General features: G+C 55.3%; 24 protein-coding genes and 1 pseudogene. 15 read left to right on the forward strand and 10 right to left on the reverse strand.

The window, feature by feature from the left end:
* The 9 genes from JCM12296_RS15635 to JCM12296_RS15670 form a co-directional block, all read left to right on the forward strand.
* Positions 1–1,843: chemotaxis protein CheA (locus tag JCM12296_RS15635; RefSeq protein ID WP_172683922.1), on the forward strand; the 1,843-nt coding region annotated here is incomplete at its 5' end.
* 27 nt (positions 1,844–1,870) lie between these two features.
* Complete coding sequence (locus tag JCM12296_RS15640; RefSeq protein ID WP_246804402.1) at positions 1,871–3,163, forward strand: response regulator; 1,293 nt, start codon at positions 1,871–1,873, stop codon at positions 3,161–3,163.
* 177 nt (positions 3,164–3,340) lie between these two features.
* The gene (locus tag JCM12296_RS15645) at positions 3,341–4,294 is read left to right on the forward strand and encodes an AAA family ATPase (RefSeq protein ID WP_054694899.1); all 954 of its coding nucleotides are present in this window, start codon (positions 3,341–3,343) and stop codon (positions 4,292–4,294) included.
* Entirely contained in the window at positions 4,291–4,908 is a 618-nt protein-coding gene (locus JCM12296_RS15650) for a HAMP domain-containing protein (RefSeq protein ID WP_054694902.1), read from the forward strand. The genes JCM12296_RS15645 and JCM12296_RS15650 overlap by 4 nt, the downstream gene beginning before the upstream one ends.
* The gene (locus tag JCM12296_RS15655) at positions 4,905–5,666 is read left to right on the forward strand and encodes a sulfite exporter TauE/SafE family protein (protein ID WP_054694904.1); all 762 of its coding nucleotides are present in this window, start codon (positions 4,905–4,907) and stop codon (positions 5,664–5,666) included. The genes JCM12296_RS15650 and JCM12296_RS15655 overlap by 4 nt, the downstream gene beginning before the upstream one ends.
* A 13-nt stretch (positions 5,667–5,679) precedes the next feature.
* Positions 5,680–6,102: an ABC transporter permease gene (locus JCM12296_RS41985; protein WP_218188116.1), complete on the forward strand. Its 423-nt coding sequence runs from the start codon at positions 5,680–5,682 to the stop codon at positions 6,100–6,102.
* Between the two features lie 46 nt (positions 6,103–6,148).
* Positions 6,149–6,487 carry an ABC transporter permease gene (locus JCM12296_RS41990; protein ID WP_218188117.1) on the forward strand — a complete coding sequence of 113 codons (339 nt, stop codon included), beginning with the start codon at positions 6,149–6,151 and terminating at the stop codon, positions 6,485–6,487.
* Positions 6,488–6,499: 12 nt separating this feature from the next.
* Positions 6,500–7,297: an ABC transporter ATP-binding protein gene (locus tag JCM12296_RS15665; RefSeq protein WP_083456185.1), complete on the forward strand. Its 798-nt coding sequence runs from the start codon at positions 6,500–6,502 to the stop codon at positions 7,295–7,297.
* Positions 7,298–7,325: 28 nt separating this feature from the next.
* A complete protein-coding gene (locus JCM12296_RS15670) occupies positions 7,326–8,330 on the forward strand; it encodes an ABC transporter substrate-binding protein (RefSeq protein WP_054694907.1) in 1,005 nt (334 codons plus the stop codon).
* Positions 8,331–8,468: 138 nt separating this feature from the next.
* Here the strand turns inward: JCM12296_RS15670 and JCM12296_RS15675 are convergent, their stop codons facing one another.
* Genes JCM12296_RS15675 through JCM12296_RS15685 form a run of 3 tightly spaced genes read right to left on the reverse strand, consistent with a single transcriptional unit; the run spans position 8,469 to position 10,293 of the window.
* Entirely contained in the window at positions 8,469–9,086 is a 618-nt protein-coding gene (locus JCM12296_RS15675) for a hypothetical protein (protein ID WP_054694910.1), read from the reverse strand.
* An 11-nt stretch (positions 9,087–9,097) separates the two neighbouring features.
* Positions 9,098–9,730, reverse strand: a complete 633-nt coding sequence (locus JCM12296_RS15680; RefSeq protein WP_306304038.1) for a GTP-binding protein — start codon at positions 9,728–9,730, stop codon at positions 9,098–9,100.
* Between the two features lie 50 nt (positions 9,731–9,780).
* Positions 9,781–10,293: a roadblock/LC7 domain-containing protein gene (locus JCM12296_RS15685; RefSeq protein WP_083456187.1), complete on the reverse strand. Its 513-nt coding sequence runs from the start codon at positions 10,291–10,293 to the stop codon at positions 9,781–9,783.
* Between the two features lie 238 nt (positions 10,294–10,531).
* Between JCM12296_RS15685 and JCM12296_RS15690 the strand changes: the two genes are divergently transcribed.
* Positions 10,532–11,158, forward strand: coding sequence for a PilZ domain-containing protein (locus JCM12296_RS15690; protein ID WP_054694915.1), 627 nt, complete (start codon positions 10,532–10,534; stop codon positions 11,156–11,158).
* A 66-nt stretch (positions 11,159–11,224) separates the two neighbouring features.
* Positions 11,225–11,581 carry a PilZ domain-containing protein gene (locus tag JCM12296_RS15695; RefSeq protein WP_054694918.1) on the forward strand — a complete coding sequence of 119 codons (357 nt, stop codon included), beginning with the start codon at positions 11,225–11,227 and terminating at the stop codon, positions 11,579–11,581.
* A 75-nt stretch (positions 11,582–11,656) separates the two neighbouring features.
* Here the strand turns inward: JCM12296_RS15695 and ahbD are convergent, their stop codons facing one another.
* The 5 genes and pseudogenes from ahbD to JCM12296_RS15715 form a co-directional block, all read right to left on the reverse strand.
* Positions 11,657–12,766 (reverse strand): heme b synthase, encoded by a 1,110-nt coding sequence (gene ahbD / locus JCM12296_RS15700; protein ID WP_054694921.1) that lies wholly within the window; start codon positions 12,764–12,766, stop codon positions 11,657–11,659.
* 11 nt (positions 12,767–12,777) lie between these two features.
* Positions 12,778–13,751: pseudogene (gene hemB / locus JCM12296_RS15705) on the reverse strand (porphobilinogen synthase).
* A 97-nt stretch (positions 13,752–13,848) separates the two neighbouring features.
* Positions 13,849–14,376, reverse strand: a complete 528-nt coding sequence (locus JCM12296_RS49095) for an SPASM domain-containing protein (protein ID WP_306304042.1) — start codon at positions 14,374–14,376, stop codon at positions 13,849–13,851.
* A 92-nt stretch (positions 14,377–14,468) separates the two neighbouring features.
* Positions 14,469–15,041 (reverse strand): radical SAM protein, encoded by a 573-nt coding sequence (locus JCM12296_RS49100; protein WP_306304039.1) that lies wholly within the window; start codon positions 15,039–15,041, stop codon positions 14,469–14,471.
* A 6-nt stretch (positions 15,042–15,047) separates the two neighbouring features.
* Entirely contained in the window at positions 15,048–16,862 is a 1,815-nt protein-coding gene (locus JCM12296_RS15715; RefSeq protein WP_246804399.1) for an AAA family ATPase, read from the reverse strand.
* A gap of 425 nt (positions 16,863–17,287) precedes the next feature.
* Between JCM12296_RS15715 and JCM12296_RS15720 the strand changes: the two genes are divergently transcribed.
* The gene (locus tag JCM12296_RS15720; protein ID WP_054694925.1) at positions 17,288–18,262 is read left to right on the forward strand and encodes a PHP domain-containing protein; all 975 of its coding nucleotides are present in this window, start codon (positions 17,288–17,290) and stop codon (positions 18,260–18,262) included.
* A gap of 124 nt (positions 18,263–18,386) precedes the next feature.
* On the opposite strand, the gene JCM12296_RS49105 is transcribed toward JCM12296_RS15720, so the two are convergent.
* Positions 18,387–19,478: a 6-phosphofructokinase gene (locus JCM12296_RS49105; protein ID WP_306304040.1), complete on the reverse strand. Its 1,092-nt coding sequence runs from the start codon at positions 19,476–19,478 to the stop codon at positions 18,387–18,389.
* A gap of 38 nt (positions 19,479–19,516) precedes the next feature.
* On the reverse strand, positions 19,517–20,389 hold the full coding sequence (locus JCM12296_RS49110) for a 6-phosphofructokinase (protein ID WP_306304041.1): 873 nt from the start codon (positions 20,387–20,389) through the stop codon (positions 19,517–19,519).
* Positions 20,390–20,896: 507 nt separating this feature from the next.
* Here JCM12296_RS49110 and JCM12296_RS15730 point away from each other — a divergent pair.
* From JCM12296_RS15730 to JCM12296_RS15740, 3 genes are all read left to right on the forward strand, one after another.
* Positions 20,897–21,721, forward strand: coding sequence for a transporter substrate-binding domain-containing protein (locus JCM12296_RS15730; RefSeq protein ID WP_054694927.1), 825 nt, complete (start codon positions 20,897–20,899; stop codon positions 21,719–21,721).
* Between the two features lie 149 nt (positions 21,722–21,870).
* A complete protein-coding gene (locus JCM12296_RS15735) occupies positions 21,871–22,881 on the forward strand; it encodes an amino acid ABC transporter permease (RefSeq protein WP_054694956.1) in 1,011 nt (336 codons plus the stop codon).
* Complete coding sequence (locus JCM12296_RS15740; protein ID WP_054694930.1) at positions 22,878–23,609, forward strand: amino acid ABC transporter ATP-binding protein; 732 nt, start codon at positions 22,878–22,880, stop codon at positions 23,607–23,609. The genes JCM12296_RS15735 and JCM12296_RS15740 overlap by 4 nt, the downstream gene beginning before the upstream one ends.
* Positions 23,610–23,642: the final 33 nt, after the last annotated feature.

Raw genomic sequence — 23,642 nt, forward strand, 5'->3', positions numbered from 1 at the left:
CGATGTCGGTGGATGGGATGGCCCTGCTGGGAGTCCCTCCCCCCAGGCGTCGAGCGCCCCGGATCCGATTGTACCGGATATTGACGAAGTCCTGTCATCCCTGCCCGATATCGATGCCCATCAACGCAAACAGCTGCTGTCGGAAACGCTGGACGAAACCTTCGCCTTCATGCAGGCCGATCCGGAAACGGCGCGTGACACCGACGGCCTGGACATCTTATCGGGCAGCGATGACACGGAAGCGGACTGGCCGCCACCTGAGATGGATGGGCCAAATGCGGCCCCGCTTTCGATCATGGATGAATTCGGCGCGGATCCATCCGCGTTCTTGCAAGCCTCTGACAGGGCTTCCGAGGAACTTTCCGCGGCCCCTTCGACCGATGCCGATAGCGAGACGGAATTATGGCCGAGTGCGCCGGAAACGGATTTCCCGGCGCCTTCAGAGCCGGCTGCCGATTCCGGCGCAGCGCCGTTAACCCTTGATTTTTCAGAACCTCGGCCGGAGGTGCCCGCTGGGCAAGCCACCGATGATGTACCTCTTGATAGCGCGCCTTTTGCTGCCCGCAGCACGATTCGGAAGAGCATCCGTGTCGATGCCGACAAGATTGACGACCTGATGAACCAGGTCGGTGAACTGGTGGTCAACCGTTCCACGTTTATCCAGCTATTTCAGGAAATGCGGGATCTGGTTCGAGACTTTGCCATGCGCTTTCCCAAGGAAAAGGCCGAGCAGCGCTTGCTGGCGGGCATGACCAACCGTTTCAACGAGGCGACAACGCTTCTGGGACGCGTCACCGGCGAGCTTCAGGAACAGGTCATGAAGGTGCGCATGCTGCCCATCTCAAGACTTTTCAACCGCTATCCGCGCTTGGTCCACGATCTTCTCAAGGATGCCGATAAAAAGGTTCAGTTGCAGTTTCGGGGTGAAGAAACGGAGTTGGACCGGATGGTCATCGAACAGCTGGTCGATCCCATGATCCATATCATCCGGAACGCCGTGGACCACGGGATCGAATCCCGCGAGGCGCGCAAGCGCAAGGGCAAGCCGGAAAAAGGCATTCTGATGCTGGATGCTTACCATGAAGGCAGCAATGTGGTTATCGAGATCACCGATGATGGCGGTGGAATTGATTTGTCGCGTATTCGCCAGAAAGCGGTTGAAAAACAGTTGGTCGATCGCGCTGCCCTTGAGCGCATGGATCAGCGGGCGCTGATCGATTTGATCATGTTGCCGGGCTTTTCCACGGCCGATAGCGTAACCCATACGTCCGGTCGGGGGGTGGGCATGGATGTGGTCAAGAGCAGCCTCGAGAAAATCAACGGCGTGCTGACCATTGATACCCGCCAGGATATTGGCACGCGTTTTCGGATCAAGATCCCCCTGACGCTGGCCATCATTCCCGCCCTCATGATCCGCTGTGGCGGCAGCCATTTTACGCTTCCCCTGGATGCGGTTCAGGAGACCTTGCGCATCGATAAGGGAGAGATCTTCAGCGTTGACGGGCGTCAGGTCATGCACTTGGATGAAGAACCGTTGCCGCTGATCCGGTTGAGCGAGCTTTTAAACATTTCGGCACCGCTACCCCCGGAACATGAGGCGCGTTTTTTTGTGGTGGTTGTCAAGGCCACCTCAGGGATGACCGGTCTGATTGTCGACGCCCTGCTGGGTCGGCAGGAAGTGGTCGTCAAACCCTTGGAAGACTACCTCCAGGAGAGCAGCGGATTTTCCGGTGCGACCATCTTGGGTGACGGAAGTATTTCGTTAATCCTCAATATCGATGAACTGGCGCTGATGGCCAAGGAACGGGAGGCAGAGAGACGATTGGCCGCCACCATCCTGTAGAGAAGGAAAGGCATTCGATTGCCCGATATGAATACCAACGTGCCATTTTCCAATTCCCCATCCACCGACACGGATAACGGTTTTGTCGGAACGCTGAAGAACATTCAGCTCAACGATCTGATTCAGATATGTTGTCTGTCGGCGTCGAGTTTGTGCATGCGGGTCACCAAATCCGGCCGGCAAGGGACGATTTTTATCATGGATGGAGAAATCGTGCATGCCGTTTGTGAGGAGATGGCGGGAGAAGAAGCCTTCTACCGAATCTTGGGGTGGCAAACCGGAAGCTTTGAATCCCTTGAAATATCAGAAAAACCGAAGCGTACCATCGAGAGGAATTACCAGTTCCTGCTCATGGAGGCCGCCAGAAGGGTTGATGAAAGAGAACTGACCGATCAGGCTGCGGAAGAGGAGAACAATGCTATTGAGGCGGTCGATAAGCGACTTCGGGTGCTCATTGTCGATGATTCGCCCATCATGCGCAAGATCCTGTCTCGGATGCTGGACGCCAGCCATGCGCTCCAGGTCGTGGGCATGGCAGGCAACGGCCGCGAAGCGATCCAGATGGTCGACCAATTATCGCCGGATTTGATAACCCTGGATATCAATATGCCGGTGATGGATGGGATCAGCACCATCAAACATATCATGATTCGAAAACCCTGTCCGGTTGTGATCATGTCCAATGCCAGCGACGGATCGTCAAAAACCATTTTCAATTTTCTTGAATTGGGCGCGGTCGATTTCATCAGCAAGCCCATCAACAACAAGGACATCCTGCAACAGCAGACGAAGATTCTTGAATGTTTGAAAATGGCCGCAACGGCCAAGGTGGGCAACTTCAGAATTCCCCGCCTGCCGACGTCCACGGCAAGGCCGCATCTGGACGATCCGCCGGACGATGTTCCATGCAAGCGTTTGGTGATGGTTATTTCCGGACCGGGGGGGCACCCGGAACTGATAACGTTGCTTGCCGATTTGGCACCTGTCCTCCGTGACGTCCAAGGTGCGTTAATCGTCCTTCATCGGATGCCGTCATCGCTTGGGGCGCCGATGAGCCACTACCTAAGCCAGCGTTGCGGTATCCCGGCACAGTTCGTCGATGCCACCATGGCGCTTCGCGCCGGAGGCTGTTACATCGGCCGTTTTGATCGGCGTCTTGGGGTTGGAACGACCGACGACGGACCCGCAATTGAAGTCGCAACGCTTTCCAACGGGGAGGCCCCCCCTGATGGACTGCTTAAGTCGCAGCAACGGTTTTTGGCAAAGCGTTGGCCGTTGTCCTGTTGTCCGGTGCACCGATTCGTAACCCCGAGGGGTTGAATGCCGTGCGTGCGGCCGGTGGTTGGACGCTTGTTCGTGAGCGAACCACCACCATGGTCGCAGGCCCTCTCGATCAGATGGTCAATTCGGGATTGACGGATGTTGAGGTTGATCCCGCGGGTATGGTGGCCACGATACGGGACCGACTTTCCCGCTGATATTCCATAGGAAGCACACATGATCATTGCGTGCCCAAAATGCGAAACCCGTTTTCATCTTGAGGACGCGGTTCCCCGAAAATCGACGTTCGTCGCCCGCTGTTCCATCTGCGGTCATCTCTTCTCGGCGTTTCGGCCGGTACGCGTCCAGCCGATCACGTTTCTCGACCTGGAAAGAACCCGTCAGTCGGATGTCGGTGACAACGTTGTTGCCATCGGCAACCGTAAGGGGGGCGTCGCCAAAACCACCACTTGCCTCAACCTGGGGGCCTCCCTGGCGATTTGCGGGAAAAAGGTTTTGTTGGTGGACCTCGACGCCCAGGCCAACCTCTCCATCTGTTTGGGAAAGCAGGCGCTGCCGACCTTCTACGACGCTTACGATGCCGTTGATCGGCCGCTTGATGATTTCATCGTTGCCACCGCCTACACCAACCTCTGGCTGCTGCCTTCCGGGCGGAATATGGTTCTGCTCAACAAGCGTTATTTTGGCACGCGGCATTTCGAATTTTTGCTCAAAGACCGGCTGGCGACCCTTGCTACCCGGTTTGACTATATTCTGATCGATACACCGCCGTCCATCGAGTTCTCAACACTGAATGCACTGACTGCCGCTCGGCGGGTGATCATTCCCTGCCAGTGCGATTACCTCTCCACCCATGGGGTGGATCAGGTGTTGAAGCTGATCGCCTTGGTCCGCCGACACGCCAATCCGCGAATCGAATCCCGTGTTCTGTTGACCATGATGGATCGGGAGATGACCGCGTCGCAAATGATTCTTTCGAAAATCCAAAACCTTTATCGTGGAAGCTGCTTCGAGACGATCATTGAAACGGACGGGCAACTCAAGGAAGCGCAGATTTTGAGCATGCCGGCGATCCATTACTGCCGCCAGAGTACCGCCGGCCTTCAATACATGGCACTCGCGCGGGAAGTGTTAACCGGTGTCGCGCAAGAGGCGTTATCTCCGTCATGACCGCTCGTCGTGGATACTCCCTCCAGCGCACCATGATCATTTACATGCTCCTGATCGGATTCGCCGCGCTGTTGGTGGCGGCTGAATTCGTTGTGGATACCCATTCAGCCGCCCTGAAACAAGCCATCGGACAAAATATGGCGCCCATTCATCCGACGCCTGCGGACAGCGTCCAAGACGCGCTGCTCCGCATCCGCAACAAGGGAATTATGATGGTGGGGGTGGTCCTGGCCGTGGTCGTTATCGTGCTGACCATGTTCATCAAGACGATTACGGAGCCGCTGCAACATTTGGTCGAGGTGTCCAGGGCCATTAACGCGGGCGACCTGAGCCAGACCGCCCATATTGCCACGGGTAACGAGCTATCCCAGTTGTCCACCGCCATCGATGACATGGCGACGAATCTTCAAGAGATCGTCATGCTCTCCCGGGCCGTGTGCGCTTCGGCAGAGCAGGTGACCACCCGTGCGCTACCGTTGATCGAGCGGGTCTGCCCCACATCGGAAACAACGGAAGGGGTGGGGGCGCAACTGGTTCGCCTGACGTCCGAAATGCAGACCCTCGGTCAGGCCATCGAGTGCTTCAAACTTTATTCGGTGGACGATCCGTCATGAGTGACAGCGCCTTCATGGCCTTTCCGACGGGCATGCTGATCGCCACCCTGGTCTCGGCCGTGGGGATTGGTGGCGGTATTTTATGGATGCCTGTTTTCCTCCTTTTTTTTCACCTGCCGCCCGAAACCGCCGTGATCACCTCATTGCTGGTACAGACGGCGGGAATGGGGTCCGGCAGCGCGGCATTCATCCGTAAGCGGGTCGTGGACCTTCGCCTGGCCGGATGCCTCCTGCTGCTGACACTTCCCGGCCTGGGGCTGGGCGCGCTGCTGACACGACAGCTGACACCGGCGCACCTTGAACTGGTGCTGGGAATTCTCACCCTGACCACGGCGTTCCTGTTCGTATCGACCAGTCAGCCATACGCGGAAACCGGAACCGATCGGGTCTCGCTGCATCGTCTGCGTCGATACGGCGCGATCGTTTCCGGCTTGGCCGTCGCCAGCGGAATGCTCAGCATCAGCATGGGTGAATGGCTCGTCCCGCTGATGCGCAGCCGACTGGATTTGCGCATGCGGGCTGCCGTTGCCACCAGTATCGTCACCATTTTCGGGACCTGTGTGGCGGGTTCCGCCATCCATCTGGTACTGGGGGCATCGGCAGACGTGTCGGCACTGATTTGGGCGGTGCCGGGTGTCCTTATCGGCGGTCAGATCGGACCGCGCGTAACGGAAAGACTGAACGAAAGACTGCTCAAGGATGTTTTTATCTTTTTACTGACATTGGTCGGAATCCATTTGATTTATAATAGCTATTGAATTGGAACGGGTCGTGGAAGAACATGTCGGTCGGGAATTCGCATGCCGGAAGAAGATGGGGCGCGCACCCTATGCCTATCTGGTTCCCCTGGCTGGATTCGTTCTATTGGCGATGGGCTGGGAAGGCTTGGCACGATTCAGCGGATGGAACCGGCATGTCTTCCCAGGACCCACCACGGTGCTGTCGAGCATGGGAGAACTTTTCTCTGACGGTACACTCATTCGGCACACGGTGGCCAGCCTTTTCAGGGTGACGCTGGGATTTTACCTGGCGGCCGGCCTTGGAATCCCCCTGGGAATCTTGCTCGGCATGGTGAAAGGCCTGCGTCGGCTAGTCAACCCGCTGATTCAGTTTTTACGTCCATATCCCCATTGGCCTGGATTCCCTTGGCGATGTTGTGGTTCGGCATCGGCGATCCACCGGCCATTTTTCTGATTTTTCTCGCAAGCTTTTTCCCCTTGGTGGTATCCACGACCATTGCGTGGATGGTATCAATCCGACCTATTTTCATGTTGCGGCCAATTTTAACTTCTCTCCTTTTGAACGGGTCACGCGTCTGGTTCTACCCGCCATTATTCCTGAAATTGTGACGGCTTTACGCATGACGGTGACCATTTCGTGGCTGGTTGTGGTGGCGGCCGAAATGATCGCCGTGCGGTCCGGGCTGGGATTTCTGATTTTAGATTCACGCAATGCCCTGCGCATGGATTTCGTCATGGATGGAATGATTGTCATCGGTTTGGTGGGGCTGGCCCTGGATCGTCTGATGCGCGGACTTGGAGAACTGGAGGGTGCCCGTTGGAGCAGAATGCGTCATTAAGGAGCGGTCCCCGTGGGTCATATCGCAATTGAAAATCTGAGCAAAACCTACATCAACCGGCGACGGCGGTCCCGCGACAAGGAAAACCCGCTGCAACAAAAGGGCGAGCGCGTCACGGTTCTCAAGGATATCGATCTTGAGATCAACGATGGTGAAATGGTCTGCTTTCTGGGACCTTCCGGTTGTGGGAAATCGACGCTGTTGAGGATTATCGCCGGATTCGAGCCCGCATGCGATGGATCGTTGCGGATCAATGGTCAGCCCGTCAAGGGACCTTCCGCGGACCATATTTTCGTTTTCCAATACAGTGGTCTGTTCCCCTGGATGACCGTGGCCGAAAACGTCGCGCTCGGGTTGCGCCATCTGAAAAACCGTCGGCAGCAACAGGCACAGATTCTCGAATTTATCGACATGGTTGAGTTGAATGGCTTCGAAAACCACTACCCCCGGCAACTCTCCGGAGGCATGCAGCGGCGTGCCGAGTTGGCACGGGCCCTGGCGGTCAATCCAGACATCATGATCATGGATGAACCTTTCAGCGGTCTGGATTTTCTGACCCACATGAAGATGCGCGAAGAAGTCGTCAACATGCATGCTTTCATCAAGAAGACCATGCTTCTCGTGACCCACAACATCGACGATGCCTTGATCATGGGGGACCGGGTCGTTATCCTGGGCGGGCGTCCCACCGGTATCGCCATGAACCGACAGCTGGATTTTCCACGGCCCCGTAGTTTTGAGAAAGCCCCTGAGTTGAGTCGCCTGCGGGATGACGTGTTCCTTATGTTGGGGGTGAATTATGCCATTTAAAAGGCCACACTTCCGGTTTTGGAGCCATTTGCCCCTGACCCTGCGACTCGGCGTGATTTTCATATCCTGGTTGTTGGTCATTACCTATCTGCATGTTCGGATGAACCATGCGCCTGACGCGCGCCAGATGGTTCGCATGGGCTATATGCCGGTTGTTACCAATCTGGCGGCGCCCTTGATCGATCATGTTACCCGAAATCATCCGGACATCCGTTTCGAAGCCGTCAAGTTCACCTCGTTTGCCGAAATGGCCGAGGCGTTGCGCAATGATGCGATTCAGGCCGCTTTCATCATCGCCCCCCTGGCGGTGGTGCTTCGTCAACAAGGCGTTGACGTCAAGGTCGTCATGATCGGCAACCGTCACGAAAGCACCCTGGTGGCGCGCAAAACATTACATGCCAAACGCCTGGAGGACCTGGTCGGGCATACGATCGCCGTTCCCATGCGCTATTCCGGCCACAATCTGTGCCTCTTGAAAACCCTTGAGGCAAAAGGCTTGGCCGGACGCATTCAAATCGTTGAGATGAACCCGCCGGACATGGCCGCGGCCCTGGCCGCCGGTGGATTGGACGCCTATTTTGTCGGCGAGCCCTTTGCCGTCCAGTCGGTCAAAAGTGGTGTTGCGAATGTCATCGATTACGTGGAAACGCTGTGGCCCGATTTCATCTGCAATCTGATTCTGGTGAAGAACAGTTGGATAGCCGACCATCCGATGCTGGCGCAACAGTTTGTCTCCGCGGCAGCCCGTTCGGGCCTGTGGGCCGGCGGCCATCCGAAACAGGCGGCGCGGATCGCGGCCGATTACTGGAACCAGCCCGTGGAATGGGTTGAATCTGCCCTGACAATCCCCCCCCAACGTATCGTTTACGATCGATTCGTTCCCCACGAATCCGAGATGCAGGAGATCGCCGATATGATGGCGCGTTACCACTTGATTGCGCATGCCGACATTGCCGGCCTTGTCGAAGACCAACTGGCTCGGAATGTCTCATCCGCTGGCATCGACGGCATCGATTCCGTGCTTCGGCCTTGAACACGCACCGCCGGATCGGATCGGCTTGAATCGGATGGAAATAAAAAACCCCGCTGCAGTTGCTGCGGGGGTGAGAATAGGGCGATTTGCATCGAAGCGGGGTGTGGCTTTACTTCCCCGGACCCACGAAGACCGGGACTATCTTTTTTGCAGTTGAGCGATCTCCTTGCGGATGGCGGCCAATTCGGCGGACAGCGAGGATTTCAGTTCCGCGATGGCGTTTAGCACCGCTTCCAGACTGGCTGCTTCGCCACTTTTAACAGGTTGTACCGGCTTGCTGGGAACCGGCTTGGCCTCGATGATCTTGGCCTTGAGTCGCTTAAACTGGTGGATTTCCTCGCGAAGCATCTGCTCTTTTTCTGCTTGGCTCAGGTTTTCGTTACTCACGACGGTTTCGAGGCAGGAGTAAACGGCCATAACGCGTTTGATGGTGTCCGGATGGGCTTTGGACTTCTTCTTGCGGACGTATTTTCCCAGCGAATCTAAAATCTTGAGCAGGGAGACGATGACTTTATCGGTTGAAAACCGATGGCTCAGTTCATCCACCTGCTGCAAAAACGCATCAAGGACGCTGTCGGTAATCTCCCAATCGATGGCCAAAATGGTGGACTTGAGGTCTTTCAGAGCCAGCTCGGGGCCTTGGGCGGGCGCTGCTTCAGGTGCCGATGGCGCTTCAGGGGGCATGGCGTCACTAAAAAAATCATCGAGGCGGTTTTCTAAATCAAAGGCGAACGTATCATTCGCTTTTTTGTCCACGCGGATTCCTCCTATAAAAGCTTTTCTCGAATCGCTACCATCGTGGTCGAGATGGCCTTTTTTACGGTTGCGATGACGTTCTCACCGGTGGCGGCACTGGCGGTGAAGCTGGGGGCCTTGAGTTCTGCGTTCAGATCCTGTTCCATCGTCTGGGGGTCGAGAACGGGAATCCCCTGGGCTGCCAAGTCACGCTTATTGTATTGAAAGACAATTGGGAAGCGGGCCATGTCAATATCATAAAACTTGAGGTTCTCTTTCAGATTTTCGAGGGAGGTAATGTTGTTTTCCCGACGGTCAACCATGGAGTCGGCGACAAAGACAACGCCATCAACACCCTTGAGGACGAGCTTGCGGGTGGCGTTGTATTTGACCTGACCGGGAACGGTATAAAGCTGTGTCTTGACATTGTAGCCTTTTATCGCCCCTAATTCAAACGGCAGAAAATCGAAGAAAAGCGTTCTGTCCCCTTGGGTTTTAATGCTGACCATATCGGATTGGATCCGGTGGCGGATGCGATTGAAAATATATTCCAGGTTGGTGGTTTTCCCACCTCTGCCGGGGCCGACATAAACAAGCTTGACTTGAACTTCTTTGGTTTTGGTGTTGATAAACGCCATCTTATTGCCCCATTTATCTTGCCCCATTTATCGCTGCATTGAAGGGGCGCGCCGCCCAAGCGTGCGCCGTCACTCGGTTACGATGTGCGTGTCCGCTCAATCAGCGCCTTGATTTTCTTGATCACTTCATCAATTTTCAACCGGAGGTAACCCAGCGATACATCATTCCCGAAGATGGAGACGAGGAGAAAATCATCCATGATTTTCGTGAAATTGATGTTTTCGCTTTTGCCTTTGTGGAACAGCAGCGAGAATTCCTCCTCACCGATGATGGAAGCCATGGCGCTGACGGCGCCAAAATTACCGGCAGCCAAGGCTGCCAGCGAATAAACGTCATGGCGCACTTTCCCATCGTCCAGGTTGACGATGACGTTACCGGCCATATCGATGAGGATAACGGATTGGAGCCCCAGTGTCATCAGATCAGTGGTCAACGCTTCCTCTAAACCATCTAATTGCTCTTGATCCAGGATGTAAGACAATGTCTTTTCCCTCCTTGCTGAATCAGGTTTTTCCCGTCCACCCGTCAAAACGGCAAAAACGCTTACGTTATCCAACCCATAAGTGACCAAGAGGATGTTGAGATCCATCCGACGGCACTATTCAGTCCAATAGAAAACGCAGGCGATACGATTGGGAACCGAATTCCCGGCCAAGTATAACGATACCCTTCCCTGATACACTTTTTTGCTTTTGGTGATCAAGTTTTTTCTATGATTATTCATATGTATTGAGCCCATTTGCAACTTGATTTTTCAATTAAACCGGCGATAATGAGATCCGGAAGGGTTCTTTTAACGTGTTTTGTTTAAGCAGGAGATTCTACCCATGCGTGTATCCTCATGGCAGGCGGAAAGAAAAAAAATAGTGGCCCGTCTTTCGATTGCCATTTACAAAATGACGGATGAACAATTGGTTTCTCTCTTGCATTTGTTCAAAGCGTTGAACCTCGCTGAAGACAAAGCGGCATTGAAAACAGCCAGACCCAAGCTTGAAACCGAAGCCGGAAAGTGCGAGCGACAACTGCTCATTGCCCACTTTTTTTTGTTGATCAACCAGTTGAGCGAAGCTGAGTTGATCCGCTTCATGAATCTCTATGAGCAGAAACGCTTTGCCCTGTTGCGCGAGTTTCCGCGGATCAACTGTAATTTTACCTTGGATATTGCCGTGGACGGCCGCGCCGTCAATTGCTTTGCCCGCAACATCAGTGCCAATGGCATATTTTTGGAAAGCTGTGAGGCGTTTACCATGGGCCAGCCTGTATCCCTCTGCTTTTCATTGGAAGAAAGCCGTTTGGCCTTGAAGCTCAAAGGCCGCGTCGTTCGCTTGGAACATGATGGTGTGGGTATCAAATACGAATCGATGACAGCTTATCAGGTTGAAATTATAAAGGACCTTATTCACCGGATCGATGATCACCAGAAAAGCGGGCAGGAATTCCCCGGTGCCCATTGAAATTAGCAGTGGGTTGTTGTATTTTTCGAATGGACCAGGCGTTAACCCACAGGAGCTGTTCCCATCATGATCGATCTCCGCAGCCAACATATCGAAGTCAGCCGCGAACGCCGGCAATACCCGCGTCTTGAGTTTCGTTGTACGGCCCATTTGGAGCACTTGCAGGAGGCGCTGAATGTCACTGATTTGAGCTTGAGCGGGCTTTTTTTGGAAGTTTCGGATAAAACCGGACTGGAACCGGGGAAGGTCGTCAGCCTGGCGATCCGATTTCCGACCGAGGCCCGGGCAATCTTATTGAAAGCCAGAATCGTCAATGTGAACAAACGAGGGATCGGTTGCCATTTCGTTGACCTGACAACGCGGAATTTCGATGCCATCCGAAACTGCTTCGAAACCTTCAGGGACACCCTGCCGATCAGCTGATCCCTCCGAATTACCATGAAACAGACGTCCGTCATGCGTCACCCTCAAGAATGGGCAATCTTCGGGGTATGGCTCTTATCTTGGGGCGGCTTCCTTCCCGGGCTGATAGGCGCATAGCGGTTCTTCCGCCATGAAGTTACCGGTGGCTTCGAAGGCGCGCGCCCGGCATCCACCACAGACCGCATGATATTCACATATCCCGCATTTGCCTTCCAGCTGTTTGAAATCCCGGAGTTTTAGAAAAACCGGTGAATGTCGCCAGATGTCGCCGAATGTGTTTTGCGTGACGTCACCGCACTGCACATCGGTATAACCGCATGGCTGCACGATGCCGGTATGCGAAATGAAGCAAAAGCCGGTTCCGGCAAGGCAACCGCGGGTGACGGCATCCAGACCGTGGGTCGCGAAGGTGATGGTCTTGCCCTCCGCCCGGGCGCGCTGTCGCAGGATCCGATAGTAGTGCGGGGCACAGGTCGCCTTGAGCTGCAGGCTGGTTTTTTCGCGTTGATCGTAGAACCAGTTCAGCGTCTCTTCGTATGCCTGGGCGTCAATGGCCTGATCCACGATGTATTTCCCCCGGCCGGTGGGTACCAGCAGGAAGATGTGGTGCGCCACGGCACCCAGTTGTTCGGCCAGTTTGAGAATCTGGGGAATCTGGTCCAGATTGCTCTTGGTGACCGTGGTGTTGATCTGAAACTCGATTCCTGCCGCCTTGACATGCGCGATGCCTTGGAGGGCGGCGTCGAAGGCACCGTCGACCCCTCTGAATTTGTCATGAAATGCCTTGGTGGCGCCGTCAATACTGGCGCTGATGCGCCGGATGCCGGACGCGGCCATGCGCTGCGCCACGGCTGCGGTGATCAGGGTGCCGTTGGGTGCCATGACCATGCGCAGGCCCAGCCGATCGCCATATTTGGCGATATCGAAAATGTCATCGCGAAGCAAGGGTTCGCCACCGGTCAGAATGACGATCGGCTGTCCTACAGCGGCGATTTCGTCCAGGAGCTTGAAGGCCTGATCGGTATCCAGCTCTCCTGCATAGGGGCCATTGGTTGCGGCTGCCCGGCAATGAACGCAGGCAAGATTGCAGTTGCGGGTGGTTTCCCAGGCAACCAGTCGCAAGGTGTCGTTTTTACCGGCGCCGTGGGACGCTGGATGTCCGCTTTTGGAGGGATGTGCATGCATGGGGTCAACCTCTACGCGTTGATCAGTTCAGCCGCTTCCATGGCAAAGTAAGTCAGGATCATATCGGCACCGGCACGTTTGATGGCCGTCAGGGTCTCCATCATCACCTTCTGGCCGTCGATCCAGCCCAGCTTGTCGGCTGCCTTGATCATGGAGAATTCCCCACTGACATTATAGGCGGCCAGCGGCAGATCCACCTCGTCGCGGATGCGGCAGATGATGTCCAGGTAGGGCAGCGCCGGCTTGACCATGATGATGTCGGCGCCTTCTTCCACGTCCATGCTGGCCTCGCGGATGGCCTCGCGGGCGTTGGCCGGATCCATTTGATATGTTCTCCGGTCGCCGAACTTCGGTGCACTCTGGGCGGCTTCACGAAATGGGCCGTAGTAGGCGGAACAATATTTGGCCGAGTAGGCATGATGGGAACGTTGGCAAAGTCGTTTTCATCGAGAACGCCGCGGATCTCCGCCACGCGACCGTCCATCATGTCCGACGGGGCGACCATGTCGGCGCCGGCCTTGGCGTGGGAAAGCGCCGCCTTGGCCAGAAGGTCCAACGTGGCGTCATTGTCCACGGTGTTCCCGTCGACGAAGCCGCAATGCCCGTGATCGGTATACTCGCACAGGCAGACGTCGGTAATCACGATCAAATCGGGAAGCTTGTCCTTCAGGGCCTTGACCGCGCGTTGGACAATTCCGTCCTTGGCGTAGGCTTGGGTGCCGAGCGGGTCTTTTTTGGCCGGGATGCCAAACAAGATGACGGCCGGGATTCCCATTTCAAATGCCTGACGGGCCACTTTCACCAGATTGTCGATGGAGAGTTGATAATTCCCCGGCATGGCGTCGATGGGGTTTTTGACGCCCTTGCCGTCGATGGCGAACAACGGCAGGATCAGATCATTCGTTGAAAGGATGGTTTCGCGGACCATCCGGCGTAGCGCCTCGTTTTGGCGCATTCTGCGGGGGCGGTAGTCGGGAAACAGCATATGAACTCCTATGGTGCCGGTCTCAGGGCCGGACACCCATCAAATGGACGAAGGGCTTCCCCAGTGGGTGATGATGGCAGACGGATGACGACGGGGTTCAGCCGTCAAATGGATTGGGCGATTTCTTCGTCAGTGAGATAGCAAGCCGGATCCGGTGCCCACACATCGTCGTAGACGCTTCAGCCCGTACCCGAAAATTGCCGCCACAGACGTCCAGCCAGTTGCAGGCGGCACAGCGGCCGTTGACGTATTGTTTCTTGTTTTTCAGTTTGAGCAGCAGATCGTCTTCCGGTGTGGTCCAGATTTCAGAAAAGGGGCGCTGGCGCACGTTGCCAAAACTGTGATGACGCCAGAACTGGTCCGCATATACTTCGCCATCCCAGCTGACGCAGCCGATGCCACGACCCGAACTGTTGCCTTCGTTCATCTTGAGCAGCTCGAGCACCTCTTTGGCCCGTTCCGGATTCTCTTTGAGCAATCGCAGGTAGAGGTAGGGGCCATCGGCGTGGTTGTCCACGGTCAGGACTTCTTTGGCCAAACCTTTGGCGTGCAGGGCCTGGGTGCGGTCGATGATCAGATCAACCGCCTTGCGGGTATCTTCCAGGCTGAGGTCTTCGTTGACCATTTCGGAGCCGCGACCGGCATAAACCAGATGGTAGAAACAGACCCGCGGGATGTCCTTTTCTTCCAGAAGATCAAAAATGGCGGGGATCTCGTCTACGTTGAACCGGTTGATCGTAAAGCGCAGGCCGACTTTGATGCCCGCTTCCTGGCAGTTGTAGATGCCGGCAAGGGCCTTATCATAGGCGCCGGGAACGCCTCTGAATTGATCGTTGATCCCCTGCATGCCGTCCAGGCTGATTCCGACATAGGAGAGCCCGATGGCTTTGAGGTTCGTGCCATCTGGGCGGTGATCAGGGTGCCGTTGGTGGAAATTACCGCGCGCATTCCTCTGTCAACGGCATAGGCGGCCAATTCCGGCAGGTCTTTGCGGACCAGGGGCTCCCCACCGGAAAAGAGCATGACCGGTGCGCCGAACTGGGCCAAATCATCGATCAGAGCCTTGCCTTCGGCCGTGGAAAGCTCGTCGGCGACGGCGTCCTCGGTGGCATGGGCGTAGCAATGCACGCACTTGAGGTTGCATTTTCGGGTAATATTCCAGACCACCACCGGCCGTTTGTCTTTGGAAAACTGCAGCAGGTGGGACGGTAGGGTGGACGAGTGGCGCCCGTAACGGAGGGCATCCGATGGCTCAACGGTTCCGCAGTATAGCTTCGATATTCCGATCATTTGGGCTTAGCCTTCCAGCAAATTGTCGGGGTTTAGGGGCAGTCGGGGAAGATCATCGCTTTTTTTCAGTAGATCGGCGATGTAGTGTTCCGGCTTTTCAAGCGCCTCCCGGGTAATGAAAAAACGCGTCCGTCCGGTTTTTTCGCGGACGAGTTTGAGACCATGCTCGAAGTCCGCGGTAAGCTTCGGGTAGTAAGACTCCGGTGTGGTTTGGCTTTGAAAACACCGTTCAATGATGGCGTCGATGGCCTCCTCTTCGAGCACAATGTTAATACCATGATTTTTAATAAAGTAAAGCTCAATGGTCTTGGTCTCTTCATAGAAGGACTTGACCTTCTTAAGGACTTTTTCGATGTCGGTTACCTTGCGGCAGTAGGCTTCGGCCACCAGCGCAATGCGCGAGTCGGTCAGCTGGATGCCGTATTTTTCGCCAAAGGGTTTGCGATTGTCGGCCACATAGGCCTCGATGCGCAGACATTCATCGATGGCCAGCCGGTCGAAGGTCTGGGTGTTGGCAGGATCATGGGGGCTATCGAGCAAGTCGGCAAGATGCGGCAGGGGCAGATCGATGACCTCGCGCGTGACGGCGAATCGTTTGATGGTGGATGAGGGCAGCGCTTTTTCAAAAGGCAGCAGGGCCCCCTCCACGGCACTGACCAGGCCCCGTGCACCGGTGTTCTCCGCATAAGCCCGTCGGGCCAGTTCCTCCAGCGCTTCGGTGTGGAACTTGACATCAATGCCATAGGCGGCGAAATCAAGCTTTTTGCCGAGAACAATCGGGTTGTTGGGATTTTTCAGAATGTCACACAGGTCCGTTTCGGTCAGACGCTCGAAGACCGCGCGCACGGGAAGCCGGCCCACAAACTCGGATTCGAAACCGAATTGAACCAGATCTTCGGATTTGACCCGTGCCAGCATGTCTTTTTCCTGCGCCGAATTGGCGATGGTCGCGCCGAAACCGATCTTCTGTTCGGTCACGCGCCGGGAAATGATTTTTTCCAATCCGGAAAAAGCGCCGCTCATAATGAAAAGGATGTGCTTGGTGTTGACGCTGTTTTTTTCCTTTTTTCCGGTTTTGCGGAAACGGTCGATTTCCTGCAGCATGGATACCGGATCGTGGGGGACCTTGAGATCCACTTCGGTTTCTTCCATCGGTTTGAGCAGGGCGCGCTGAACACCGGTACGCGAGACATCGGCACCCATCAGATTCTGGCTGGAGGCGATTTTATCGATTTCGTCGATATAGACGATGCCGTACTGGGCCAGTTCGATGTCCCCGTCGGCCTCCCGGACCAAGTCCCGAACCAGATCTTCCACATCACCGCCGACGTATCCGGTTTCGCTGAACTTGGTGGCATCCCCTTTTACAAAAGGAACACCGATCTTCTTGGCGATCAAGCGAACCATGTAGGTCTTGCCCACACCCGTGGGCCCCAGCATCAGGACGTTGTTCTTGATAACGCCGACCATATCGTTGAAATCGTCGGGGGCGGATTGAACATGTTTGATGCGATTGAAATGGGTACAGATCTTGGTGGCCAGAATGTCCTTGGCCGCAGTTTGCTTGACGATATATTGATCCAGATAGGTAACCAGATCCTGAGGCTTTAGATCGAACTGGATCGTCTTGCGGGTCTTGGGCGGCGGCTGGTCCGCTTCGCTATTGGCGGGCTGTGGCATGATGATGGGGGCGGCCAGTTTGACGCTGCCGCCGAATTTCTTGGTCAGAAAGTCGCCAAGCTCCTTTTCGAGTTCTTTGGGGTCGGGAATTTTTTCACTCAGTTCGTTTATGCTCTGTTTGTTCATGCTTAGTTCGTTCATGAGGCACTCATGGAAATCGTCAAATTAAAATGATGGGCTTCATCCACGGGGATAATACATGGCAGCGATCGTTACGTGATAAGGTTTCTGCCTGGGTCATGCTGCGGAATATGCGCCGGGCCGTGTACGGGCACCGTTTTCAACTTTCAATGCCCGTGACTATAAGCACAGACGCCGGCAAATTCAAGTCCAGGCGGATAGATGGCCCAGTTTGGATTTCATCCTTTGGCAAGAACTCAAGGATTTGCTCCGAGTGGCCGATAATGGCCTCCAGTAGGGCCTGTGTGCCGCCTGGCACGCGGTGAACCGGAACCGCATTTTTTATCCGGCAGTACCGTTATCGCAAAAAAAAGTATTGACACAGCCTCAGAGTCGATTAATTTTGGCGTTTGTGGCTAACTCAAAAAGGTGACCGAGAGCGCGCTATGGACAATTTCAACCGTATCCAGTTCGAGAAACCGTGTTTGGATGCATTGACGTCTGAATACACGGTGGTTGACCTTCATTTTCACTCCCGCCATTCCGATGGTGCCGACGCGGTCACGCAGATTGCCGAGCACGCCCGCCGTCTTGGCATCGGTTTGGCCATTACCGACCACAACGCCATCGCCGGCGCTGTCGAACTTGATCGTTACGATGACCTGCTGACGATACCGGGTATCGAAGTCACCTCCCAAGAAGGCACGCATATTCTGGTTTACTTTTACCACATCAACGATCTTGAGGCTTTTTACACCAATGATATCGAACCCCACATGGGTTCCACGGTGATGTCTTCCATTGGTCTGGATGTGGCTTCGATTCTCGAACGGGCCAGGAAATACAACGGGGTAATCATTTTCCCGCATCCGTACTCAGCCGCTTTCACCGGCATTTGCAACCACAGTTTCAGTGAAAACCAGCTGCACCACCTGCTGGAACGCGCCGATGGCGTCGAAGTGATCAATTCCGAAAACCTTAAACGCTGGAACCTCAAGAGCGCCCTTCTGGGATTCAACCTCAACCGGGCCATTACCGGTGGGAGCGACGGCCACAGTATCCAACAGATGGGGACGGCCGTCACCTATGCCGATTGCCAACCGACGCGCAAGGCGTTTCTCGATGCCGTGCGGTGCCAGTCGGCCAAAGTGATGGGAACCGAGTCCAAGCTGCTCAGGAAAATAAAGTCAAACGGTGCCAAGCTGAAGGTGAGTATCAACAACTATCCTGACCTGGTCGAAAAAAATATTCGCTATGGAAGAAGTGTGATCCGCTTTCGAGCCCGTCGGACGACCGAAAAAATCTGGCAGCGCATCAACGACGGACACTTGAAAAAAGCCTTTTACGTGGTCGCCGGGCTGACATTCGTCAAGCTCAACTACAACGTCCTTCCGCTACTGATTTTCTCCGTATTGACCTGATTCCGACCTTTCAAACAACCCGCTTACCCGAACACCTCCCCCCTGAAGGCCAATGGGGCGGAAATTCGCCGTCCGATCGGCATTCAGGGAGGATCCGTGGATGGATGGGATGCCTGCCGGTGGTTCACGGCGCATCGGTGGCGCCGCCCATGTGCCCGCCCAGGGCATTGAGCAGCAAGGTAATGGGGCGGTCCTCCTCGCTGGTACCGGTGAAGCGGATCGGTCCGGGATGACGGTAATGGTCGCCGCCGGGGGTGGCGGCCAGCCATTTCTCGCGGAAGGCTTTGACGACCCGAAAAGCCGGGGAATCGACGTCCACGACACTTTTTTCCAGCACCAATTCCAGCTTGCCCTTGCGTTCTTCCAAATGCATCAGCGGTGCAATGGGGATGCCGATGGGGTGCCAGTGGTGGAAATCCTGTTCCAGGTTGAGGATGGCGGCCATTTGGCCGGTAGCACCGTTGGCGATCAGGCTGAAGGTCGTCAGTCCCAGATTGTAGGTGTAGATGCAGTCGAAGCGGGTCGGATCGCTTCCGCGGCCATCGTAGCCGTAAAAATGGCTTTGGGTCTTGAACTTGGGAACCGACAGCTCGTAGATTTTCTCGATGGGCGTGGGGATGGCATCCTCGTCGCCCAGAAAACCGGCCTTGATCAGCGCGGCCTTGAGGGTTTTCTTGGAAATGATCGTCTGCTTGACCATCAGATAGCGTGCCTGCTGCCAGTTGTCGAAGAGAATCCGACCGTAATGGTCGGGATCCAGCCCGCCCTGTTGCATGATCTTGATGAATTGCGCCTCCTCGACACCGATCTTGTAACGCCCTTTCTCCTTTAAAATCCCCAGATAGTCCTTGACCAGGTCGAGCAGGACCTTCTCGGTTTCGACTTGGGAGAATTGGAAGTTGCCGTGGCTGTCCCGTTCCGTGAGTAATCCTTCCTGGAAGAATTCGGGAATGTCGTTGAACAGTTCGTCATCACGGGCATTCCAGATGTTGTAGGAGACATCCCGACGAATGCCGCGTACCAGTCGGCGCAGGTACTCCAGTTTATCGCCAAGCGTGGGGAAGGCGGTGTGAAAATCACGGTCATGCACCTTGTTATAATTGCCAATGATGGTATTCAGCTTGATGATGAAAACCTGAATCTCGTTGATGAATTCCAAAACCCCCTCGGGAATCACCAGCACACCGTAGTTTTTACCCACGGTGGCACGATCCATCACGGCGTCGCAAATAACGCGCGAGAGGTGACGCAAGGTCATGCCGTAGGCGTGTAATCCACCACGCCTTCCTTCTCGGCCTTTGCCAGACGGTCGTAATCCATGTAATCGGCCAGATCCTCGCCGATCAGGGTCATATTGGCGTGGGTTTGAAGGGCGACCTCTAAAGCCAGATGACTGGCCACGCGCCCCATCACCTTGCACACATGCCAGTATTTGACATCCGAGCTGGTGTCGGTGCACAAATTGGCAATGGCCTGCGAGAAGGCACGCGCGGCCGTATGAAAACCAAAGGACATGGCGCACAACACGCGACCACGGGCGTCGCGCACCTGAATATCGCCGTCGATGGTCTTGGGCACGCCGATGACCTGAATCCCATCGGCGAACATCTCCTGTGCCAGGAATGCGGCGTTGGTGTTGGAGTCATCTCCGCCGACCACCACCAGGGCGTCGAGCTCGAGTCGCTTGCAGGTCTCGCGGGAGAGAGACATCTTCTTTTGATTGTCAATTTTTGTGCGTCCGGTGCGGATCATGGTAAATCCGCCCAGGTTGCGGTAGCGATCCACCAGGTCCTGGGTCAGCTCGGTGTAATTGCCTTCAATGATGCCATCCGGACCCATGAGAAAGCCGAAAAGACGCGTTTGGGGATTGGCTTTTTTGGCGGCATCGAACAGGCCGGCAATGACATTGTGGCCGCCCGGGGCCGGACCGCCCGAGAAGACGATGCCGATATGGCGCGCTTTTGTGTAGCTGGCAAGGCCGGCGTCGTCGCTTGTATCGCTTCCCTCCACGCGTTGGACGGTGTTACCGATGATGTGGGCCAGCTGGCGGCGAGCTTCCTTGTCGATTTCGACTGGTAAGATGGATCGGTTTGCAGGGCGGTGTGGGCTTGTTTGAATACCTCGCATGCCGGCGGCCGGTACGCGTTTCTCTCTTTCAATTCGAGATTCTCATCGGCGACGGCGTCGACAACGGCGGGATGGTCCAACAGCTTGTCCAATCGGACAGGGGTATGTTCCGGCATTGAAGCCCTCCAGTTCGGTTGATTTACAGATATCGACTTTTTCGTACTATTATCCTTCGGCCATTGCTCAAGTCAAGGCCATTTCATCGGGTTTGGGCGTGGCGGGATGCGCTGTAACCCCTTGAAGGAAAAACACAGATCACAAAATTTCGACTGCCGGGTGACCGCATCGGACTCTCCTGGAAACCGGCTATTCTGGACTTTACATCAATCCGATCTTCATATAGAAATACTGAATGTGTTTTGTGTTTTTATGAATGAACCCTATTTACCCCCGCCATATTTAGACAGCCGCGCGGCGGTGATTGGGGATCTTCCCTGAAAATTCACGGATCCTGCCGCAAACGGGCGGCTGGGCCTTGTTTTCAACCCTTTCAAGGAGGAGCACTTTATGAAAAGAGGTTTGCTTACCCCGTTGGCCATCCTTGCCGCCCTGACCCTCTGTTTGGGACCCGCTTTTGGCGCAGACATTGAACTGGCGAAGAAATCCCACATCCAGAAAATTCTCCAACGCGGTGAATTGCGGGTCGGTTTCGAGTCCGGTTACATGCCTTTTGAGATGACCAATAAAAAAGGTGAATTCATCGGTTTCGACATCGATTTCGCCAAGCGCATGGCCAAGGCCATGGGCGTCAAGTTCGTACCGGTCAACACCTCCTATGACGGTATCATCCCGGCCCTGGTGACGGACAAGTTCGACATCATCATGAGCGGTATGACCGTTACCCAGGAACGTAACCTGAAGGTCAACTTTGCCGATCCCTACATTGTCGTCGGCCAGACGATTTTGCTGAATAAGCGGGATGCGGACGCCGTCAAATCCTACAAGGATCTGAACGATCCCAAGTATATCCTGACCTCACGGATGGGGACCACCGGTGAACAGGCCATTAAGCGCATGATTCCCAAAGCCACTTACAAGGGTTTCGAATCCGAGGCCGAGGCCGGGCTGGAAGTGATCAATGGCAAGGCAGACGCGCTGGTGTACGACCTTCCTTTTATCGGTATCCTTTATGCCAGCCAGGGCAAGGGCAAGACCGTTTTTCTGGACCAGCCCTTCACCTATGAACCCCTGGCCTGGGCCATCAACCAGGGGGATCCCGACTTTCTTAACTTTCTGAATAACTTCCTGCGTCAGTGCAAGGGGGACGGGTTCTACGACAAGGTATACAATAAATGGATCCTGAGTTCCGACTGGAAAAAAGAACTCGAATAATCAGCGCATCGTTTGTTGGATGATAGGGGACCCCCCACGGGCCGGCCGATGATATACGACCGGCCCGTGCCGTTTCCGGCGGATTGAACCTCAACCCATGTTGAAGAATCGTTGCCGGTACAACCCACCAGCAGGAAGAAGGCTTGATCATGCGTGAAGGAAACGACCATCGAGTGACTGGCAGACCGCTCCATTACAACCGGTGGGTCGTGGTGTTCTGCTTCGGCGTGTTGGTTTTTCTGGGGCTTTTTTACTATGCCACCCAGAAAATTCAGTATGTCTGGCGCTGGAACCGTACCCCCATCTACTTTGCCTACCAGGAAGAGATTCATGTCACCTCCACCATTGACGGGGAAGTCTCCGCCATTACCGTCGAAGGCGACAAGGCCCGGATTACGGTAACGGGAAATGGTGAGGAAGAGACATACACCACGCCGAAACAGGACGTGCGGGTCTCCAAGGGGGAGTTCATCTCACCCGGGGACACCTTGGCCACGTACAAGAAGTGGAAGGCGGGCCTTCTGGTCATCGGTCTGTGGATCACCCTTAAGATCAGTGTGCTGGCAACCATCATCGGGGTGATTATCGGCATCTTGAGCGGGTTGATGCGCATTTCGGAAAATCCTGCCCTGCGCTGGAGTGCCGTCGTCTATGTCGAACTCATCCGCGGATCGCCGCTGATGGTGCAGATTCTGATCTGGTACTTCGTTTTGGGAACCCTGATCAACGATCTCTTGATCGCCAACGGTTGGGGCCAGATACCGGCGCTCTGGTATGGGGTCGCCTCACTGGCCTGCTTTGCAGGGGCCTATGTTTCCGAGATCGTCCGCGCCGGCATCCAGTCCATTCACCGGGGGCAAACCGAGGCAGCCCGGTCCCTGGGCATGACCTATGGCCAGTCCATGCGCCACATCATTTTGCCCCAGGCCCTTCGGCGGATTCTGCCGCCCCTGGCCGGTCAGTTCATTAGTCTTGTCAAGGACTCTTCTCTCTTGGGGATCATTGCCATCCGCGAGTTGACCAAGGCGGCCCGTGAAGCCGTTTCGGCTAGTCTACAGCCGTTTGAAATCTACATTCTGCTGGGTCTGCTCTACCTCGTGCTGACTTTCAGCCTTTCCATGTATGTGCAATATCTCGAGAGGAGGATGGCAACGTCGTGATACAGGCAAAAAATGTATATAAAACCTTCTATGCGCCCCATGCGATCCACGCCCTTGTGGATGTCTCCGCCGATATCGCCGCCGGTGAAGTCGTTGTGGTGATCGGCCCCTCCGGCTCCGGAAAAAGCACATTTTTGCGCTGTCTCAACCGGTTGGAGCACGCCACCAGCGGGCATATTTATATCGATGGCATCGATATCCTCGACGCGCGAACCGACATCAACAAGGTCCGTGCCGAGGTGGGCATGGTGTTTCAGTCCTTTAACCTTTTTCCGCACAAATCGGTTCTGGAAAACGTGACCCTGGCCCAGAAGGTCGTGCGCAAACGTTCCGGCGGTGCATCCACGGAAAAAGCCATGGCGCTGTTGAAGAAAGTCGGCATCAGCGACAAGATCGATGTCTTTCCTGACCAGCTCTCGGGCGGGCAGCAACAACGCGTGGCCATTGCCCGCGCGTTGGCCATGGATCCCAAGGTGATGCTTTTCGACGAACCCACCTCGGCCCTGGATCCTGAGATGATCGGCGAGGTACTGGATGTCATGAAGACCCTGGCCCGCGAGGGCATGACCATGGTCTGCGTGACTCACGAAATGGGATTTGCCCGCGAAGTCGCCGATCGTGTGATCTTCATGGATGCCGGTGCCATTGTGGAAGCGGGGACCCCGGAACATTTTTTTACCAATCCGACCCACGACCGCACCAAGCTGTTTCTCAGCCAGATACTGTAAGAAGTACGAATTCGTAAAAGGCCCGGGTTGCCA

It is taken from the genome of Desulfosarcina cetonica JCM 12296, assembly GCF_001311845.1.
Classification (GTDB): domain Bacteria; phylum Desulfobacterota; class Desulfobacteria; order Desulfobacterales; family Desulfosarcinaceae; genus Desulfosarcina; species Desulfosarcina cetonica.

What these genes read in the sequence shown, in the direction of transcription:
- JCM12296_RS15640 (WP_246804402.1), top strand. Translation starts at nt 1,871, where the DNA reads ATGAATACCAACGTGCCATTTTCCAATTCCCCATCCACCGACACGGAT.
- JCM12296_RS15645 (WP_054694899.1), top strand. Translation starts at nt 3,341, where the DNA reads ATGATCATTGCGTGCCCAAAATGCGAAACCCGTTTTCATCTTGAGGAC.
- JCM12296_RS15650 (WP_054694902.1), top strand. Translation starts at nt 4,291, where the DNA reads ATGACCGCTCGTCGTGGATACTCCCTCCAGCGCACCATGATCATTTAC.
- JCM12296_RS15655 (WP_054694904.1), top strand. Translation starts at nt 4,905, where the DNA reads ATGAGTGACAGCGCCTTCATGGCCTTTCCGACGGGCATGCTGATCGCC.
- JCM12296_RS15680 (WP_306304038.1), bottom strand. Translation starts at nt 9,730, where the DNA reads ATGGGGCAAGATAAATGGGGCAATAAGATGGCGTTTATCAACACCAAA.
- JCM12296_RS15685 (WP_083456187.1), bottom strand. Translation starts at nt 10,293, where the DNA reads ATGGATCTCAACATCCTCTTGGTCACTTATGGGTTGGATAACGTAAGC.
- JCM12296_RS15690 (WP_054694915.1), top strand. Translation starts at nt 10,532, where the DNA reads ATGCGTGTATCCTCATGGCAGGCGGAAAGAAAAAAAATAGTGGCCCGT.
- JCM12296_RS15695 (WP_054694918.1), top strand. Translation starts at nt 11,225, where the DNA reads ATGATCGATCTCCGCAGCCAACATATCGAAGTCAGCCGCGAACGCCGG.
- ahbD (WP_054694921.1), bottom strand. Translation starts at nt 12,766, where the DNA reads ATGCATGCACATCCCTCCAAAAGCGGACATCCAGCGTCCCACGGCGCC.
- JCM12296_RS49095 (WP_306304042.1), bottom strand. Translation starts at nt 14,376, where the DNA reads ATGGTCAACGAAGACCTCAGCCTGGAAGATACCCGCAAGGCGGTTGAT.
- JCM12296_RS49100 (WP_306304039.1), bottom strand. Translation starts at nt 15,041, where the DNA reads ATGATCGGAATATCGAAGCTATACTGCGGAACCGTTGAGCCATCGGAT.
- JCM12296_RS15715 (WP_246804399.1), bottom strand. Translation starts at nt 16,862, where the DNA reads ATGAACGAACTAAGCATGAACAAACAGAGCATAAACGAACTGAGTGAA.
- JCM12296_RS15720 (WP_054694925.1), top strand. Translation starts at nt 17,288, where the DNA reads ATGGACAATTTCAACCGTATCCAGTTCGAGAAACCGTGTTTGGATGCA.
- JCM12296_RS49105 (WP_306304040.1), bottom strand. Translation starts at nt 19,478, where the DNA reads ATGGATCGTGCCACCGTGGGTAAAAACTACGGTGTGCTGGTGATTCCC.
- JCM12296_RS49110 (WP_306304041.1), bottom strand. Translation starts at nt 20,389, where the DNA reads ATGCGAGGTATTCAAACAAGCCCACACCGCCCTGCAAACCGATCCATC.
- JCM12296_RS15730 (WP_054694927.1), top strand. Translation starts at nt 20,897, where the DNA reads ATGAAAAGAGGTTTGCTTACCCCGTTGGCCATCCTTGCCGCCCTGACC.
- JCM12296_RS15735 (WP_054694956.1), top strand. Translation starts at nt 21,871, where the DNA reads ATGCGTGAAGGAAACGACCATCGAGTGACTGGCAGACCGCTCCATTAC.